Origin of the sequence: Flavobacterium orientale (assembly GCF_014638005.1) — a bacterium.
Lineage (GTDB): Bacteria > Bacteroidota > Bacteroidia > Flavobacteriales > Flavobacteriaceae > Flavobacterium > Flavobacterium orientale.
Map to the genome: position 1 here is coordinate 1 of NZ_BMFG01000008.1, position 18829 is coordinate 18829.

Consider the following 18829-nt stretch of genomic DNA (forward strand, 5'->3'; position numbering starts at 1 on the left):
CTTGTTTTAATTTCTCTATGGCTGACTTAGAGAAAGACTCAAAATCGAATTGTTCGCTCATAATAATCAAATTTAAAAAATTTAAACATCCATTTTTTATATTTGACACAGTTTATTGAGCATACTCATTCTATGTTCTATATTCTATATTCTATATTCTATATTCTATATTCTATTCAATACAATCCCTTTGAAAAACATACCAAATTCCATATACCCACCCCAGACTAATCACTAATTACTAATTACTAATTACTAATCACTCCTAACCTACTAATTTTAATAAAAAAACAAACAATTATACAATTATATCGTTAAATTTATTACATTTATTTTTTATTTCGCACAATACTCCCTCAAATCGATTCATACGCTTACTTATAGTATAATACAGCATCGATGAATCTTTTACAAAACAAAACACTTGGATTGCTTTCGTTTTTCTCTCTTTTTTCGTGGGTAGTGTCCGCTCAAGACGTGCGTTTTCAAAAATTAACCATCAATGAAGGCCTTTCACAAAATGTTGTATTTTCTATCACACAAGACAGCGATGGCTTTATGTGGTTTGCTACCAAAGATGGCCTGAATCGATACGATGGCTATACGTTTACGATTTACCAACACAGCCCTTCCGATAAAAACGCCTTGGCTTCCAATTATATTACTACCTTATTTAATGACAGAAATGGAACACTGTGGATTGGTACAGAAAATGGCGTCTTGCACAACTACAATAAAAAAACCAACAACTTTCAACGTATTTATTTACCCTTGGCTCATGCGATGAGCAAAAATACCGCTGAAATCACCACCATCACTCAAGATAAAAACGCCACGATTTGGGTGGGCACAAAATCTAACGGTATCTTTAAAATCCCTTTTGACGAGGAGCACTACAACCTGAATCAAATTACTCAGATTTATAAAAATCCCAAAAGTAATTTCAATCTAAGCGACAACAACATTACAAAACTCCATGTAGACGATTCAGGTATGCTATGGATTGCGACTGCCAATGGCTTAACGCGAATGCACATCAAAAACGAAGCACTGGCCACCTTTTATTTTGAGGTACAACACAGAAGCACCTTCGGTCTCGACAAAGATTTTGGAATTGGCTCCATAGCCGAAGCGGATAAAAACAAATTGTGGTTGGGCACTCGCTCGGGCTTGGTGCTCTTTAACACCCTTGACTTTTCCTATGAATTCTACCCCCATCATTTAAACATCTTTCGATATGGCTGGGGCAATATAAAAGAAATTGTGGAAGATAAAAAAGGCAACCTTTGGCTGGCTACAGCTGCGGAATTGATGCGGTTTGACAAGACAACCAAAAAGTACGAAAGCTTTAAAAACGACCCGTTATTGCCGGAATCGTTAAATTACAACAGCATATCCAGTCTGTTTATCGACCATTCCCATATGCTGTGGGTGGGTACCACGGGAATGGGTATCAACTACTACGACCCCAAAGCCAACCGATTTGGAAAAGTAAATCGAAAAGACTTCTTAAATTCCAGAATTCCCGGTTTTAGTATCCGCTCCATTGTGGAAGAAAACGACCGGTATGTTTGGATTGGTGCCGAAGTACTTTACCGCTGGGACAGGAAAACAAACCAACTCAAAACTTTTGAAAGCAGCTCAAAAAATCTTAAGCATTTTGGCAACACCAGTGTTTCTTCCTTACTCAAATCAAAAGACAATGCGTTGTGGATAGGCTCCACCGAAGGGTTGTTTCGCTACAACCCCAAAACAGAAGAAACGGTTTTATTTGCAAATGACCCTACTAATCCCAATAGTTTACCAAAAAAAGGAGCTTCCTTTATTTTTGAAGCTCAAAATGGGACGATTTGGGTGATTACCGAAAACCACTTGTCTAAAATGATTGACCGCAACAAAGGTATTTTTAAAAATTATACCATTAAAAATAACAGTGCCGAAAACTTCATCGTGCAGTCCTTCATTTATGAAGATGAAAACAACATCTTATGGATTGCGTCCAAAAATGGAATGATGGCCTTCAATCCCGTAAAAGAAAGTTTTCGCACCTATTTAAACAACCCCGAAAATGAAAAGAGTTTGAGCAACAACAACGTGAATGTGATTTGTCCTGATCCTTATTATCCGTCTCGCTTTTTATGGATTGGTACCACCGGGGGGTTGAATTTATTTGACAAAAAACACCAAACGTTTACCCACTTCACCCAAAAAGACGGACTCCCCAACAATGTGGTGTACGGCATTCTTCCCGACAGTCAAAACTACCTGTGGTTGAGCACCAACAAAGGGATTTCTAAATTCAATCCGAAAGACAAAACCTTCAGAAACTATGATGTGCATGACGGTTTACAAAGTAATGAGTTCAATACGGGTGCTTTTTATAAAAGTGCTAAAGGGGAACTGTTCTTTGGTGGGATATCGGGAGTCAATTACTTTTTCCCCGAACAGATTCAAGACAACCCTTATTTGCCTTCCGTCGCCATTACAGGAATCAAAATTTACAGTGAGAACAAATCCAAAAAAGCCTATACCGAAACCCGAGAGATTCATTCCATTAACGGAGAAAAGCTCCAATTCTCTCATCGGGACAACATCTTGATTTTTGAATTTGCAGCTCTTGATTTTTCAGCCATTGCAAAAAATAAGTTTGCTTACCAACTGGAGAACTTTAACGACAATTGGATTTATATCGACAAAAGCCGATCGGCCACGTTCACCAACTTACCGCCCGGGAACTACACCTTTAAAGTAAAAGGAAGCAATAACGATGGGGTTTGGAATCAAAAAGTGACCACCGTCTCTTTTCAAGTGTTACCCCATTGGAGCGGCACCTGGTGGGCTTATTTGGGTTATTTCCTCATCCTCTTAGCGGTGTTATACCGCATAAGAAACTATGAAATGAAACGATTGAAATGGAAAGCCAAAATTGAAAAGGATAAAAATGAAAATGAAACATTGCGTAATCTCGACCAACTGAAAACGCGTTTCTTTACGAATATCTCGCACGAATTCAGAACACCGCTCACCCTAATTCGTGGAAATGTGGAACAACTGATGGAAGACCACAAGGCCTCAAAAATTAAAAACCAATTACATCAAATCGATCAAAACACGCAGCAGTTGCTAAAATTAATCAACCAACTCCTGGACATTTCCAAATTAGAAGCGGGAGCCATGCAACTCAACAGTAAGACCTACAACATTGTTCCTTTTATCGAACACTTGGTGTATTCGCTCGAAGCGGTTTGTCAAAATAGAGGCATTACCTTGAGCTTTACTACAGAAAGTCAAACGATTTATGCCAACTATGACGAAGAAAAAATGGAGAAAGTCATCCTGAATTTGTTGTCCAATGCGTTAAAGTTTACAAATGACAACGGCACCATAGAGGTGAGTGTTACTACAAACAACAACACTGTCCGGATTACGGTAAAAGATGATGGTGTGGGTATTGAACCTACCGCCTTACCCTTTATCTTCAATCGCTTTTATCAGGCAGACAACTCCGATACGAAACCATTTGCCGGTACGGGTATTGGACTTACTTTAGTTAAAGAATTAATTGAACTCCATAAGGGTAAAGTCCATGTAATTAGAAATGAAGAGTGTACTAATGATAAAGGAACCACCTTTATCATCGAACTACCTATCGGGATAGTAGTTGATATACCATTGGAACAACCAACTAAAAAGGAAATGGTATTTCATGATGCTGTACCTGATTTAAAAGTAGCGGCTATTAAAAATACTAAAGAAGTAGCTAAAAAAATAATTGTTTTGGTGGATGACAACCCACACATTCGCTTGTTTCTAAAACAACAACTGAAAGACAAATACAAAATCATTGAAGCCGAAAATGGTAAAAAAGGCATTCTAAAATCGCAAAAACACATACCGGATCTGATCATTGCCGATATCATGATGCCGGAAATGGATGGCTATACCATGGTACAGCAATTGCGTAACGACGAATTGACCAGTCACATCCCCATTATCCTATTGACAGGAAAAGCCACATTGGACGATAAACTAAAAGGGCTGGAATATGGTGTGGATGCCTACCTTACGAAACCGTTTAACAGTAAAGAACTTAAAATCACGATAGCCAACTTAATGGACCAACGGGAACAACTCCGCCTCAAATTTCAAAAAAGCTTTAAAGTAGAAAAAAGTCAGGTAGCCGTGTCTTCAGTAGACCAACTGTTTTTAGAAAAAGCGATACACTACATCAAAGACAACATGGATAATGCCAATTTTAGTGTAGAGCTGTTGGCTCAAAAAATGTGCTTGAGTCCTTCGCAACTCCATCGAAAAATGGTGGCATTACTCAATCAGGCTCCGGGACAACTGATACGCAGTATTCGTTTGGAACATTCAGCGGATTTACTGCTTCAAAATGCCGGAAATATTGCTGAAATAGGCTATCAAACAGGGTTCAGTGACCAAACGTACTTTTCACGTGCGTTTAAAAATCAGTTTGGTTGCTCCCCATCATCTTATAAAAAAACAGTAAAATGAAAGAAGCTTACCATGTATACAAACAGGAATTATAAATACGAGTACCAATGCTATAAAAGTACCTATTGTTGCAAGATTTGTACAACTTATTCTACCGCCATGTAATTAATTTTGGATTATTAATAACCAATTAAATAACCAAAAAATGAAAAATGTAATGTATTTGTTGCTACTTTTTCCACTACTACTAGTAGCTCAAAACCCGGGTAAGATTTTGAACATGACTGAAATTACAGTCAAAAGTGGCCACAACAGCCAGTTCAAAGCAGCAGTTAAATTGTATAAAGAATGCTACGAAAAAAACAACGGCACCGAAGGCTGGAATCTATGGCAACGCTTTCAGGGGGAAGGCACCGTGTATGTACTGACTAGTATGGTGGACAATTGGGCCGCGTTTGACAAAGAAGACAAAGCGGGCGACGATTGCCAATCGTTTGTAACTACCCACATCATGCCTCACGTGGAAAAAATCAGTTATTCCACCGCTCGAAACTTACCGGACTTGAGTAGAGCTCCGTTGGAAGGCACCAAAATGGTAGTGGTTTATTCGGTTAAAGTCAACAACGCTACAGCCTTTGAAGAAGGGATTAAAGAACGTCAGGCGTTCATAAGAAGAGCAGAAGGTAGCCCTCGTAGTTATATCTACCGCTTTATGGGCGGACATCCGGATTCTCCCTCCTATCTTTTCTCTACCCCGTTCAAAAGCTTTGCGGATATGGACATCCAACGCGACAACATCTGGAAAATAATTGAAAAAGAAAAAGGCTTGAAAGTAGCCAACCAAATGAGAGAAGCCAACGCCAAACTTGTTGAAAAAGAATGGTCGTATCTCTATATACTACATGATGAATTAAGTAAATAAAGTAAAGTAAAATGTAATGTTATGAAAAATGCTGTTAATTGTTTAAGTACGCTGTTTCTGTTTGTTTTCTCGCTATCTGTGGCCCAAAATTCGCTTCGCTATCGCGTGCATGTTGACAATGTCACCCCTAGTAAAGTAGCCGCTTATGAAGTATTGGCTAAAAAATTAGCCGATTTAGCTGCCGAAAACAAAGAAGAAAAAGGATGGGTCATGTTTGTTTCTGATGATTTCAAATACCATGCAATTTCTCCACTAAACAGCATGACGGAAATAGGAATGAACCCCTATCCGAATACGTTAGAAAAAATGGGTGGCGATGCGTTCATCAAAATGTTTGAAAGTTTTGATGAATGCTATCCCAGTCATGGCGATTACATTCTCAATTTGAGTACTACCCTATCCTACATGCCGGATGGCTTAGTGAATATGATTGACGGTAAAGATTTCAGAACCAATTACCTCTATTACTATGAACCAAAGGATTTTGATGCCGTTTTAAAAACGGCCGAACAATTCAAAACGTTGAACGAACAGAAAAAATCAAAATTGCACTACCGTATCTACCTGAGTGGTTTTGGAAATCCGGAAGCCTATATGCTGATTTCCTATGCTGCAAAAGACGAAGAGGAACTTAAAAAAATGGTAGAAGAAAACAACAAACTCCTTGGGGAGGAACGGGTAAAGCTCAACGATGCCTTAAACGCAACTACCTTTAAAATGGAAACACGTAGAGGCACCATGCGACGCGATTTATCCTATATAAAATAAAAAATGAAGCCGCAGGAAGCTAGTAATAATGATGTAATACAATTCTTGAATGCTCTTAGCTCTCTGTTATTTTAATTGAGCGAAGCGTCTTCAAAAACTATGAAAACTATGGATCTATGTGGTTTAAAAAAATTTGAAATAGAATAACATTTATGAGAACTTATATGCCTTATAGGGTAAACATTTTAGCCACATAGATACATAGGAAAAAGAGCATAGAACCAATGCTTGGTTTCGCATAGCTAGGTGCTACTTTAATTGAGCGAAGCATCTATTACGTCTCAAAAGCCTATGTCTCTATGTGGTTAAAAAAAAGTATCAACTAAAAAGTAAACACATAGGTACATAGTAAAATACATAGAATCAGTTCTAGTTTATGCATCGCTATATGATACTAAAAATGAGCGTAGCGTCTATTACGTATCAAAAGCCTATGTCTCTATGTGGTTAAAAAAAGTATCAACTAAAAAGTAAACACATAGGTACAAAGTAAAATACATAGAATCAGTTCTAGGCTATACATCGCTATATGATACTAAAAATGAGCGTAGCGTCTATTACGTATCAAAAGCCTATGTCGCTATGTGGTTAAAAAAAGTATCAACTAAAAAGTAAACACATAAGTACAAAGTAAAATACATAGAATCAGTTCTAGGCTATACATCGCTATAGGATACTAAAAATGAGCGTAGCGTCTACTACGTCTCAAAAGCCTATGTCTCTATGTGGTTAAAAAAAGTATTAACTAAAAAGTAAACACATAGGTACATAGTAAAATACATAGAATCAGTTCAAGGTTATGCATCGCTATATGATAAAAAAAATGAGCGTAGCGTCTTCAAAAACTATGAAAACTATGTCTCTATGTGGTTAAAATTTTAAAAAAAAGAACAACAATTAAAAATGATTAATAACCTAAAAACAATACAATGAAAAAACTAAACATCCTTTTGCTGGCTGTATTGACACTAATAGCCTGCGAAACCAAAAAAGACCGCTATACACAAACGGCTCCTGAAATTGAGACGTATAAAAAAGCACTGAAAGATTATGAAATGGCCAACTGGGACGAACTGGCCTCGCACTATGCCGATACGGCCAAAGTAATGATGAATGTCACGAAGAAAAATGCAAAAACAGTAGCTCAAATGATTGAAGCTAATAAACAAGACCAAACCTTGTTTACTTCCTATGGCTTTGTTCCCGAAGAATCGGAATATGAAATGGTGGTTACCGACAAAGGAGAAACCTGGGTGAACTACTGGGGGCTATGGCAAGGCCGCTTAAAATTGAACAACGAACTCTACGAAATACCCGTGCACCTAACCGCTCGTTTCAGTAACGGTAAAATTGTGAAGGAACACGGCTATTGGGACAACAGTGCCATAACCATGGTTTTAATGAAGCAGGCGGATACAACGGCTGTAGCGACACCATCGGTGGCCAACGAATAATACCACACCATTACCAAGTCCGTTTGATTTCAAACGGACTTTATGCAGTAATCTAAACCCTCTTATAATGAAAAAATACTACAGTAGTATCATATTCCTCCTATGGAGTAGTACCAGTCTATTTGCCCAACAAAGCACCTCCGAAAACAACATTAAAATGTACGCTAAAGTTTGGGATGAAATTGTCAACAAAAGACAAATTGACCAAATTAATGCCACCCACTTTGACACCAACATCACCATGGTAGCCAGTCCGCAAAACGTGGTAGGCCTTGAAAACTTCAAAGCCCACTACCAAAATTACCTAACGGGCTTTTCAGACATCCATTTTACCATCGTGGAAATCTTTGGTCAAGGCGATAAAATTGTCAAACATTGGCAATTTAAAGGAAAACATACCGGCGTCTTTTTTGGTATGCCACCAACGGGTAAAGCGGTAGCTGTGGAAGGTGTCACCATTGCTAAAATGAAAAACGGAAAGATTGCCTACGAACACGACTTTATGGACAGCCTGCCTTTTATGCAACAACTGGGTTTGCTTTCTGATCCGGCCAATGTGAGCGTGATTGACAACCTCTACAAGGCTTTTGCTAAAGGTGATATTCCCACCGTTCTGGGTGGTTTGGATGCGAATGTCGTTTGGAATGAAGCTGAAGGCAACAAATACGCGGACGGCAACCCTTACAAAGGTCCGGATGCTGTGCTCAATGGGGTCTTTGCCCGAATTGGTGCCGAACACGATTCTTTCTTGTTAGATGAAATCACGCTACACGAAATGTCAGATAATAAAGTACTGGCTACGTTACGCTATAAAGGAAAATATAAAAACGGGAAGGCTTACAACGCTCAAGTGGCTCATTTATGGACGCTAAAAGACGGGAAAGTCACCGCTTTTCAACAGTATGTAGATACCAAACAACTTAATGATGCTTTAGCTAAATAAACGGGGTATGAAAAAAATACTTATTACAGGGTGTAGTAGCGGTTTCGGATTTGAAGCCGCTAAATACCTCGCCGAAAAAGGCCATCACGTGTATGCTACCATGCGGAATGCAGCCGGTTCTAATGCGAGTGCAGCCGTGGCATTACAGCATTTTGCCACAACGCATAAGGCAAAAATTGACGTAATCGACTTAGATGTCACCTCCGATGAAAGTGTCAGCGTTGCGATGACGCGAATACCCACCGTGGATGTTTTAATCAACAACGCAGGTCGTGGATTTGGCGGACCCGTAGAAGCGTTTTCGGCAGCGGAATGTCTGGCACAATTGGACCTAAACATCGTGGGTACTATTCGAATGGCAAAAGCAGTGCTTCCCGGCATGCGTGCCCAAAAATCAGGACTAATCATCCAACTCAGTTCTATTGCGGGACGCTTAGCTGTTCCCGGGTTTGGTATTTACCATGCCAGTAAGTGGGGCGTGGAAGGTTTAAGTGAAGCCATGCGGTATGAACTTGCTCCGCTGGGTATTGATGTGGCTGTTGTGGAACCCGGTCCCTTTTCCACCAACTTTTTTCCAAGTCTGATAACGGCTAAAGACGATGAAATTGCAAAAGCCTACGAACATGTGGGGGCTTTTAGTGCCGAATTCGGAACCAAAACACAAGCTGCTTTTGCCGATGAACAGGCACCAACCGACCCAATGATTGTGGTGCAACTCTTTGAAGCTCTTATCAATGCTCCCGCAGGTTCACGACCGTTGCGAAATGTCGCAGGATTGGATTTTGGTACCCGACATATCAATGACGCCGTCGAACCGCTTCGTAAAGGGGTGTTAGAAGCCTTTCATTTATCCGATTGGGACGGCGTGAAAGCCTAAACTTGTAACCAAACCACAATTTGCATATGAAAACAAAATTTGTAACACTCTTACTGGTTATTACCGTAGTGGCTTGCAACGAAAAACAAGCGAACTCCGCTGAGGAAAACCCACCTTCCTCCTATTTGGATTATTCCAACAGCGACGACCAACTAACGGGCGGTATCAAAATGATTCCCATTACCACCGACAAAGGAACGTTTAACGTCTTTACCAAACGCGTGGGAAACAACCCCAAAATGAGGGTGCTGTTATTACATGGCGGTCCGGGCGGTACGCACGAATGTTTTGCTGCGTTTGATGGCTACCTGCCCAACGAAGAAATTGAATACATCTACTACGATCAATTGGATTCGTATTACAGCGATAAACCCAATGATTCCACGCTATGGACAACCGAACGTTTTGTAGAAGAAGTGGAACAAGTTCGCATAGCGTTACACCTCACCAAAGACAATTTTTATCTATTGGGGCATTCTTGGGGTGGCATTCTAGCCATGGAATATGCCTTAAAATACCAACAGAATTTAAAAGGATTGATCATTTCCAACATGATGATGAGTGCTCCCGACTATGGTAAATATGCCAATGAGGTATTGGGTCCGAAACTCGACCCCGAAGTACTGAAAGAAATTAAAGCGTTAGAAGCTAAAAACGATTTCAGTAATCCGAGGTACACCGAATTATTGATGAATCATTATTATACGAAACACATTTTACGTCTACCGCTAGAAGCGTGGCCGGAACCGATTAATCGGATGTTCAACCATTTAAACCCCAACATTTATGTCTACATGCAAGGGCACAGTGAGTTTGGCATGACCGGAGACGCAACATTAAAAAATTGGGACGTTACCGATCGCCTAAAATCGATTAAAACTCCCACCTTAGTCATCGCAGGTACCCACGATACGATGGACCCGAAACACATGGAATGGGTGGCCAACGAACTACCAAACGGTCGCTTGCTGCTTTGTGAAAACGGAAGTCATTTGGCTTTTTATGACGACCAAAAGACCTACTTTCCTGGTTTAATTAAATTCGTTAAAGAAGTTAATAACCAACAATTTAAATGATATACTAGTTATACGATGGTAAAACTTATAACCCCACAAAAAGACCGCATCCAATTTCTTGACGCCTTACGAGGCATCGCTATTTTAGGCATTTTAGTGGCCAACATTTATTATTTCTCGGGCTTGTTCTTTATGGACCCTGCGGAACAATACCCTTGGGCTGCGTCTTCTTGGGACATGCCATTCGACTTTGTGTTGTACACCTTGGTGGACGGAAAGTTCTATTCCATCTTCTCATTGCTGTTTGGCATCGGTTGTGCGATGCAATACCATAGTTTGCAAAAGCTCGACCATCCTTTTATTCCTTTCTTTACCCGACGGATGTTTTGGTTGTTCGTCATTGGGATGTGTCATCTGACCTTTATCTGGTTAGGTGACATTCTGACGTTATATGCCGTACTGGGGTTTGTAGCGATGCATTTTGTGCATACCTCCGACAAAAACCTCCTAAAGTATGCCATCATATTGCTGCTGTTACCCCTGGTAAATGATTTTGTCATCAACCACATCGGGTGGAACTACCCCAAGTACTTTTTCAAAATGAACCATGCAGTAGCGTCCTATTTCGATATTCCGATACGGGAGTTTGGGGAAGTAAAAACCACCAACATGAACCTGTACCTCAAGAACGAAGATTGGGCCGTGTTCTTCAAAACCAACCTCAGTAACGTGTTCATCAGAATGGGCCACCTGTTGGAAGACGGACGCCTTTTCAAAGTGTTAGGCATCTTTCTGATTGGCCTTTGGTCCGGAAGGGCTATTGTACACAACAACCTCCTAACCAATACCAAGTTGTTGCGTAAAGTAGCGGTACTCGGCATTACGATTGGTTTGCCGATTTGCTTTCTTCGCACCTATATCGAGTTCTTTGGTTATGAACTACCCTATGCGAGTACGTTAAAAACACTGACCTATGCTCTCGGCACCGTTCCGCTGGCTTTGGGTTATGCTGCCGTTCTTGCACTACTGCATCAAAAGAAAGCTACCCTATTCCGCTGGTTTGAACCTGTAGGGAAAATGGCGTTGACCAACTATATCCTACAATCCTTCCTGGCGATTGGCTTCTTCTACGGAATTGGCCTAGGCTTTGCCGGAAAGTTCGGAGCTATTCCCATCTTTGGTAGTGCGTTGTTAATCTACACGCTTCAAATCATCGGGAGCAACTTGTGGTTGCAACGATTTAAACAAGGACCCTTCGAGGGTTTATGGCGAAAACTAACGTATAAAAAATAAAAACCGAGAATTCTTTACTAACCTAAACCAATACTAAGTATGCATTTAAAAAAAACCGTAATCATTGCCCTTTGTGTCGGACTCGTTGCCGTAGGAGCCTGGGAACTCTTCTGGCGTTCCAAAGGCTATTTCCCCGACTTGGATGATGACAAACACTTGTGGGCTATCAACCGAGCCAAAGTAGACAAAGCCACTTCCAACGATGTGGTGTTAGTGGGTTCATCCCGCATCTTATTCGACATCCAATTGAAAGAATGGAAAGCGTTAACCGGCATTCAACCCATTCAATTAGCCAATGCGGGTGCCTCACCGCTCCCCGTGTTTAATGACATCGTAGAAAACAGCGACTTCAATGGCACGGTCATTCTGGGCGTGACACCGCCGCTCTTTTTCTCTACTACCTATCCGCAAGCTCCGCCTTGGTCAAGAGCTGGTTCGCGTACAAAGTTTTACCACGACCGTACCTATGCCCAACGGTTAAATTACAGCTTGTCCGTACCGTTACAAAACACTTTCGCGTTACTCAGTGACGATGAAGAAGGTTGGTACGACGACATCAACTTAAAAGCGTTATTGAAGACCATTAAAATGGAAAAACGTACCGCCACACCCGATATGCCGCCGTTTTATCGGTTTCAGGATATTGATATCGATAGAAATGTTCGGATGAAACAACGGGTAGTGACCGATACGGCCTTTGCAGGTTCGATTAAAAAGGTGTGGAAATTCTTTATGTTAGCCGATATGCCGCCACCGGATAAAGACGGTACGATTGTCTTTTTCCTTAAAGACCTCAAGAAGTTTCAAGCTCGGGGTGGGAAAGTCATTCTCGTGCGGTTGCCTTCTTCCGGTTTTTTCCATGATTTGGAAACGAATGTCTTTTCCCGCAAAGACTATTGGGACGTATTGGTGTCGCAAGCCGGGGTACCCGCGTACCATTATACCGATTATGAACCGCTAACGGGATTTGATACACCCGAATGGTCGCATTTGTCAGGACCGGATGCCTCGGTGTTTACGGAACGATTCGTAAACCTACTGTTGAAAGAAAATGTAATTCCTAACGCTAAAACCAACTAACCATGCTATTTAATTCCTTAAGTTTCATCGTCTTCTTGGTGCTGGTTTTGGCACTGTATTATTCGCCTATTTTCAATTGGACCTCCAAAAAACGGATGCTCCTCTTGGCGAGTTATGTCTTTTACGGGTTGTGGAATCCACCGCTCGTAGTATTACTTTGGATTTCGACTATGGTCGACTGGACCGCCGGTCAAAAACTGGCCGTTGAGGAAAACGAACGCAAGCGAAAAGGCTGGTTGGTGCTGAGTATGGTAGTCAACCTGGGCTTTCTCGCCTTTTTTAAATACAGAGACTTCCTGTTGGACAATTTTACCTCGGTGGTGAATACCTATGGCTACGGCTATCAGGCTCAACCGATGGATATCATTCTGCCGATGGGGATTTCGTTTTATACCTTCCAAACGATGTCGTATACCATCGATATGTACAAACGGAAAATCGAACCGGCTAGAACGTTTCTCGACTTTGCGTTGTACGTAACCTTCTTCCCGCAATTGGTTGCCGGACCTATCGTAAGAGCCAAAGACCTGATTTCGCAGTTTTATGAAGAAAAGAAAGCCACCGCCAATCAATTCATTTGGGGGTTGTTCTTACTTACTGTGGGTTTGTTCCAAAAGATTGTGTTGGCCGATACGCTGCTGTCTACCACTGCTGATGACGTTTTTGGTTCCAACAAACTGCTGCATGGCGTGGATGCTTGGGTAGGTACGCTCGCGTTTTCGGGACAGATATTCTTTGATTTTGCAGGGTACTCCACTTGTGCTATCGGGATTGCGTTGCTGTTGGGTATTGTTTTACCCGATAACTTCCGGTACCCGTATGCGGCGTTAGGGTTTTCTGACCTGTGGAAGCGTTGGCACATCTCGTTGTCCAGTTGGTTACGCGATTACTTGTACATTCCATTAGGGGGCAATCAGTTTGGGGTGGCTCGTATGTATGCCGCGTTAGTCATCACCATGCTCTTAGGTGGTTTGTGGCATGGAGCCGCATGGACCTTTGTGGTTTGGGGTGGTTTGCATGGGTTATACCTGATTTTGGAACGCTTGCAACGCAGGTACCTTCCGTTTCAGATTACGGCTGCAAATGGCATCTTCCTGGCGTTCCTGACGTTTACGTGTGTCAACATCACATGGGTGTTTTTTAGAGCCCGAGAGTTTGGAACGGCTTGGAACATGATTACCTCGATGAGCTTTCTGACCTCAGATGGGGAGAAAATTATTGAAACCTTTGATATGTGGAAAGTCCTTACGGTGGTTACCGTGATGTTCCTGTGTCATTGGTTCATGAGAAATACGTCAATGAAAGAAGTTTCGTTGAAAACGTCACCTTGGGTGATGGGGGTTATTTGGGGGTTACTCTTCTTCTTAATTGTGATTGCACAAGGCAGTGGAGAGCAATTCATCTATTTTCAATTTTAAATAACAACAGCCACAAGCTATTGAGTTAACCTAAATAAATACGGTAGTAAAGTTTTTTAAACCACATAGACACAGAGCTATGCGAAACCAAATAGTGGTTCTATGTCATTTTCCTATGTATCTATGTGGTTTATGGTTGTAATGTTTTTTTTAACCACATAGAAGAGAGACATAGCTTTTGATTTCTAAAAGACGCTTCGCTCAAGTAAAGAAACACATAGCTATGCGAAACCAAAACCCGAGCGGTCAATGTCATGAAGTTAAGGATTTTGTAATTTGAAAAAGGCACACAAAGCTGATCACGCCCAGTTTGTCATCCCGACGCAAGGAGGGATCCCATAATCCAAGTCACACAAAGCTTATGGAGACACATAGCTATGTGAAACCAAGCAATTGGTTGTATGTCCTTTTTCCTATGTACCTATGTGGTTAAAGGTTTTAAGTTTTTTTTAACCACATAGGAGACACATAGCTTTTGATTTCTAAAAGACGCTTCGCTCAAGTAAAGAAACACATAGCTATGCGAAACCAAAACCCGAGCGGTCAATGTCATGAAGTTAAGGATTTTGTAATTTGAAAAAGGCACACAAAGCTGATCACGCCCAGTTTGTCATCCCGACGCAAGGAGGGATCCCATAATCCAAGTCACACAAAGCTTATGGAGACACACAGCTATGCGAAACCAAGCAATTGGTTGTATGTCCTTTTTCCTATGTACCTATGTGGTTAAAGGTTTTAAGTTTTTTTTTAACACATAGACGCAGTTAATGATAAAAAGCGAACAGTAACAAACTATCCGGTTTATAAATGCACAAAATGGTAAACAAAAAAGAATACTAACATTTAAATTTTTAAAAGTATGGCAACAATTAACATTTTTGTAAGTAGAGCAGGAAACTCGAACCAAATTAAATTAAAAGATTCCGAGGGGCACAATCCCGGGAACGATGACATTACAACATTGGTGAATCCCGGCGATGTTATTATTTGGCAATTAGATGATAACAGTGGTTTGTATTCCTTAGATGGGGTAGAAATAAAAGGAGATAGCCCCTATAATTTATTATCGGTGGCTCCTACCGGTAGAGATAACGTTTTTACCGCATCCGTGACAAGGGCATCTCCCGGTCAAGGTGCTATTGAAAAATATAAAATCGGGTACACCATCAATCGCGGGGAACAAACGCAATGGGATGATCCGAAGTTGCAAATGAACAACTAATGTAATGTATGGAATCAGTAAAAGCTTTTAAATATCGCCTGGTACTTCTGTTGTTGGCGTCCGTTTGTTATGGACAGAACCAGCGAGTGGCGGATAGTTGTAAAGCACTTTATAAATCGAATACGGTAAAAACCAAAGAGCGTCAGATGGACTTGCTGAGGAGTATAGCAGCAAACGAAACCAATCCTGACACCACCGTTTACTATTCGGAGGTGCTTATTAAAAAAGCTTTTGCTGATTCTTCTCATGCCTTTTTACACAGTGGTTACCTTCAAAAAGGGAATGCACTGAAGAAAAAAGGTGATTTTCATGCGGCATTGGAAGCCTATTTAACCAGCTTGAACTATGCCAAGCGAATGAATTCTACAATTGGTTTGGGAGCCATCACTATATCCATAGCTGATATCTATTCTGAAATGGGGAATGCCGCTAATGCAGAACTTTATTATAGGCAAGGCATTGAAGTGCTTCGGGAAACCAACGACTCCATCAAACTGGCTACAGCCTTATTGAATGCCGGTGATGAGTTTTCAAGAGATAAAAAGTATGCCATTGCTTTGGACTATTTCAAGGAATCGGGGGCCATCTTCAAAAAGAAACAGCATTTGATTGGTACTGCCTATAACCTTGGCAATATCGGGATGGTGTATGCCCAACAGGGTAAAAATGAATTGGCTAAAGCTAACATACGGGAGGCAATTGCTATTTTAGAGGGCTTGGAAGATTATGCCGCCGTGACCGTCTATTTGATGGAGATGTCTGACATCTACCGCAGGCAGAACGATGGAAAGACGGCTTTGGAGTATGCCAACACCAGCTTGGAATTGGCCCAAAAATATGGCCTGAAAGACCAAATCAGCAACGCGAATTTAAAACTCTCGGAGTTGTATGAGCAGCAAGGCGACATGGCCCGCTCCTACCGGTATTATAAAGACCATATTCGGTATCGGGACAGTGTAACCAACCTGAAGACGGTGCAACAAATGGCCGATTTGCGAACGGATTATGAAGTGTCGCAGAAGCAAGTGGTGGTGGACCTGTTGGAAAAGGACATCGAGATACAGCAACTGAAGGACAAACGCCAGAAAAACATTATTGTGGCGACGGCCGGGACGTTGTTTTTGTTGTTTCTACTCGCTTTGGGGTTGTACCGACGCAATACCTACATCCGCAAGACGAATTTGATTATTGAAAAGGAACGGAACCGCTCGGACAGTTTGCTGTTGAACATTTTGCCGGAAGAAACCGCCCAAGAACTGAAAAACAAGGGCAAAGTAGTCGCCAAAAAGTTTGATGCCGTGACGGTGCTCTTTACCGACTTCAAAGATTTTACGCACTATGCCGAGAATTTATCGCCGGAAAAGCTCGTGGAGAGTGTGGATTATTATTTTTCGAAGTTTGATGCGATTATGGAGCAGTACGGTTTGGAGAAGATTAAAACGGTGGGCGATGCCTATATGTGTGCCGCCGGCCTACCCTATCCTACCGAGGATCATGCGGTGAAGATGGTGCAAGCGGCTCTTGATATGGCGGCTTTTGTGAAAAACGCCCACGAAAGTAACGGAACGTTGCACATCACCCGGTTTGATATCCGGATTGGGGTGCACTCAGGCCCTGTAGTGGCGGGTGTGGTGGGCACTAAGAAGTTTGCTTACGACATTTGGGGTGACACGGTGAATGTGGCTTCGCGGATGGAAACGTGTTCGGAGGCGGGACGGATTAACATTTCGGAGCGGACGTATGAGCTGGTGCGGGATGTTTTTGTGTGTGAGTACCGTGGGGAGTTGGAAGTGAAAAACAGGGGGTTGCTGAAGATGTTTTTTGTGAATGGGAGGGTTTGAGAATTTTTTGGTTTTTTGATTCTTTGATTTTTTTATTTTTTAGTTTGTTCCTTAAAATAACGTACTCCAATAACTGGAACTCAATGTTGACTAAAGAACTGCATACCGAAAACCGACAACAACAAACGCTGTTTATTTCTGCTAAAAACAAGGAAGGCATTGACGAACTCAAGCAAACCCTCCTCTCTTTTGTCAACACGGGAGCCTTGCGAAACAACGAAACCATAGCTACCAATTCCCGTCATTACGACTCGCTTTTAAAAGCGTTGGAAGAAATTCAGAAAGTAAAATGGGGCTTGGAGTCAGGCATCAGTGCTGATTTAATGGCGATTGACATTCGTGAAGCCTTGTACCACTTTGGTGAAATTACGGTCGAAGTAACGAATGATGAGCTGTTGGGAAATATTTTTGCTAATTTTTGTATCGGGAAGTAAAGAAAGCCAACAAATTAATTGAAAATTTAGTTATAGATTCAAAATATAAACCATTGTTTACAAAACAGGAAAGAATATTATGCAGAAGTAGACTTGAATTGTCAATAAGAGACAATGAAAACTGATTTACATAACATTTTTTTTGCTCTTCATAAAAGCTAATTGTCTTTTAACACCTGTCACGTTTATTCTATATTGAACCATTTCTAAACTACAATTATAATGTTCTGCTATGTTTTCAAGTGACATTTCATTTTTTAATGATTGAATTAAGGCAGGCTTTGGTAATTGTAAACAAGAACCTAACCATTCTGCTTCATTTTCTTGACCTTCATCAAAACTTCTTAAAAAGCCTGAAAGACCTGTACTTTTTGTTTTTTCGGAAACTTCATGTTTGCAAAGAATATGTGCTAATTCATGCATTAAATTACTCTGTTGTCTTGCAGAGGTATGAGTAGGATTATGAATTATAATGTATTTTCCCCCACTTAAAGGAATCGTAGCGGCAGACCAATGTCTAGAACCATTTACTAACAACTCATCTAATATATCTGTTGATATTCCTTGTATATTGGAAGGTTCAAAAATGGGAACATTTAAAAATTCACATAATTTAAATGCACACAAAGGTGAAGAAGCATATAATCCTAATTTTTTTCTTAATTCAACTACTTTTTCATCGGTCCATTTCTTAAAACCTCTTTTATATGTTTTCTTTTGTTGCAGAGGCATAAGCTAAATTTATCATTTGTATTAAGGCTTCAGAAGTTGAAGGAGGAAGAGATTTATCTGCTCTTAAATGTGCTATAACTTCATTCTGAACATCTTCTGAATTTGTATTTGAATTAGTAAAATAATCAGTTGAAACTTCTAACCAATCACATAATCGCAAATAAGTATCAATATCAGGTAAATTTCCCTGCTCAATTCTTGAAAGTGTAGATGCACTAACACCAATTTCAGAAGCAAGTAATCTTAATCCTTTACTACCTCTTTTTGATTTAATCATTTCAGAAAATCTCTGAGTATCTAATGAAGTGCTCATTGTTAATAACTTAAATTAATTGTTAATAATGTTTCGGCAAACATACAAATGTTTCTTT

At 40.7% G+C, this 18829-nt stretch carries 14 protein-coding genes and 1 pseudogene; 13 read left to right on the forward strand and 2 right to left on the reverse strand.

All coding sequences use genetic code 11. The features are described from left to right. Positions 1-399: 399 nt before the first annotated feature. The 13 genes and pseudogenes from IEV15_RS10540 to IEV15_RS10600 form a co-directional block, all read left to right on the forward strand. Positions 400-4518, forward strand: a complete 4119-nt coding sequence (locus IEV15_RS10540; protein WP_188362494.1) for a hybrid sensor histidine kinase/response regulator transcription factor — start codon at positions 400-402, stop codon at positions 4516-4518. Positions 4519-4663: 145 nt separating this feature from the next. Continuing rightward, on the forward strand, positions 4664-5380 hold the full coding sequence (locus IEV15_RS10545; RefSeq protein ID WP_188362495.1) for a hypothetical protein: 717 nt from the start codon (positions 4664-4666) through the stop codon (positions 5378-5380). 21 nt (positions 5381-5401) lie between these two features. Further along, complete coding sequence (locus tag IEV15_RS10550) at positions 5402-6148, forward strand: hypothetical protein (protein WP_188362496.1); 747 nt, start codon at positions 5402-5404, stop codon at positions 6146-6148. A 929-nt stretch (positions 6149-7077) separates the two neighbouring features. Continuing rightward, a complete protein-coding gene (locus tag IEV15_RS10555; protein ID WP_188362497.1) occupies positions 7078-7602 on the forward strand; it encodes a nuclear transport factor 2 family protein in 525 nt (174 codons plus the stop codon). A gap of 67 nt (positions 7603-7669) precedes the next feature. Beyond that, complete coding sequence (locus tag IEV15_RS14625; RefSeq protein ID WP_229734141.1) at positions 7670-8545, forward strand: ester cyclase; 876 nt, start codon at positions 7670-7672, stop codon at positions 8543-8545. Between the two features lie 7 nt (positions 8546-8552). After that, a complete protein-coding gene (locus tag IEV15_RS10565; RefSeq protein WP_188362498.1) occupies positions 8553-9422 on the forward strand; it encodes an SDR family oxidoreductase in 870 nt (289 codons plus the stop codon). Between the two features lie 26 nt (positions 9423-9448). After that, positions 9449-10498 (forward strand): proline iminopeptidase-family hydrolase, encoded by a 1050-nt coding sequence (locus IEV15_RS10570; RefSeq protein ID WP_188362499.1) that lies wholly within the window; start codon positions 9449-9451, stop codon positions 10496-10498. Positions 10499-10513: 15 nt separating this feature from the next. After that, positions 10514-11731, forward strand: a complete 1218-nt coding sequence (locus tag IEV15_RS10575; protein WP_188362500.1) for a DUF418 domain-containing protein — start codon at positions 10514-10516, stop codon at positions 11729-11731. A gap of 39 nt (positions 11732-11770) precedes the next feature. Beyond that, complete coding sequence (locus IEV15_RS10580; protein WP_188362501.1) at positions 11771-12811, forward strand: hypothetical protein; 1041 nt, start codon at positions 11771-11773, stop codon at positions 12809-12811. A gap of 2 nt (positions 12812-12813) precedes the next feature. Further along, a complete protein-coding gene (locus tag IEV15_RS10585; protein ID WP_188362502.1) occupies positions 12814-14229 on the forward strand; it encodes an MBOAT family O-acyltransferase in 1416 nt (471 codons plus the stop codon). Positions 14230-15088: 859 nt separating this feature from the next. Then, entirely contained in the window at positions 15089-15451 is a 363-nt protein-coding gene (locus IEV15_RS10590; RefSeq protein WP_188362503.1) for a hypothetical protein, read from the forward strand. An 8-nt stretch (positions 15452-15459) separates the two neighbouring features. Then, positions 15460-17292 carry an adenylate/guanylate cyclase domain-containing protein gene (locus IEV15_RS10595; protein WP_188362504.1) on the forward strand — a complete coding sequence of 611 codons (1833 nt, stop codon included), beginning with the start codon at positions 15460-15462 and terminating at the stop codon, positions 17290-17292. Positions 17293-17405: 113 nt separating this feature from the next. Further along, positions 17406-17726, forward strand: a pseudogene (locus tag IEV15_RS10600) (tRNA uridine-5-carboxymethylaminomethyl(34) synthesis GTPase MnmE); the annotation flags it as partial. 126 nt (positions 17727-17852) lie between these two features. On the opposite strand, the gene IEV15_RS10605 reads toward IEV15_RS10600, so the two are convergent. Together IEV15_RS10605 and IEV15_RS10610 are read right to left on the reverse strand one after the other, a co-directional pair. Further along, the gene (locus tag IEV15_RS10605) at positions 17853-18458 is read right to left on the reverse strand and encodes an ImmA/IrrE family metallo-endopeptidase (protein WP_188362505.1); all 606 of its coding nucleotides are present in this window, start codon (positions 18456-18458) and stop codon (positions 17853-17855) included. Next, positions 18430-18771, reverse strand: coding sequence for a helix-turn-helix domain-containing protein (locus tag IEV15_RS10610; RefSeq protein WP_188362506.1), 342 nt, complete (start codon positions 18769-18771; stop codon positions 18430-18432). The genes IEV15_RS10605 and IEV15_RS10610 overlap by 29 nt, the downstream gene beginning before the upstream one ends. Positions 18772-18829 lie beyond the last annotated feature (58 nt).

Coding starts and splice junctions, on each gene's coding strand:
- IEV15_RS10540 (WP_188362494.1), top strand. CDS start 400: ATGAATCTTTTACAAAACAAAACACTTGGATTGCTTTCGTTTTTCTCT.
- IEV15_RS10545 (WP_188362495.1), top strand. CDS start 4,664: ATGAAAAATGTAATGTATTTGTTGCTACTTTTTCCACTACTACTAGTA.
- IEV15_RS10550 (WP_188362496.1), top strand. CDS start 5,402: ATGAAAAATGCTGTTAATTGTTTAAGTACGCTGTTTCTGTTTGTTTTC.
- IEV15_RS10555 (WP_188362497.1), top strand. CDS start 7,078: ATGAAAAAACTAAACATCCTTTTGCTGGCTGTATTGACACTAATAGCC.
- IEV15_RS14625 (WP_229734141.1), top strand. CDS start 7,670: ATGAAAAAATACTACAGTAGTATCATATTCCTCCTATGGAGTAGTACC.
- IEV15_RS10565 (WP_188362498.1), top strand. CDS start 8,553: ATGAAAAAAATACTTATTACAGGGTGTAGTAGCGGTTTCGGATTTGAA.
- IEV15_RS10570 (WP_188362499.1), top strand. CDS start 9,449: ATGAAAACAAAATTTGTAACACTCTTACTGGTTATTACCGTAGTGGCT.
- IEV15_RS10575 (WP_188362500.1), top strand. CDS start 10,514: ATGGTAAAACTTATAACCCCACAAAAAGACCGCATCCAATTTCTTGAC.
- IEV15_RS10580 (WP_188362501.1), top strand. CDS start 11,771: ATGCATTTAAAAAAAACCGTAATCATTGCCCTTTGTGTCGGACTCGTT.
- IEV15_RS10585 (WP_188362502.1), top strand. CDS start 12,814: ATGCTATTTAATTCCTTAAGTTTCATCGTCTTCTTGGTGCTGGTTTTG.
- IEV15_RS10590 (WP_188362503.1), top strand. CDS start 15,089: ATGGCAACAATTAACATTTTTGTAAGTAGAGCAGGAAACTCGAACCAA.
- IEV15_RS10595 (WP_188362504.1), top strand. CDS start 15,460: ATGGAATCAGTAAAAGCTTTTAAATATCGCCTGGTACTTCTGTTGTTG.
- IEV15_RS10605 (WP_188362505.1), bottom strand. CDS start 18,458: ATGCCTCTGCAACAAAAGAAAACATATAAAAGAGGTTTTAAGAAATGG.
- IEV15_RS10610 (WP_188362506.1), bottom strand. CDS start 18,771: ATGAGCACTTCATTAGATACTCAGAGATTTTCTGAAATGATTAAATCA.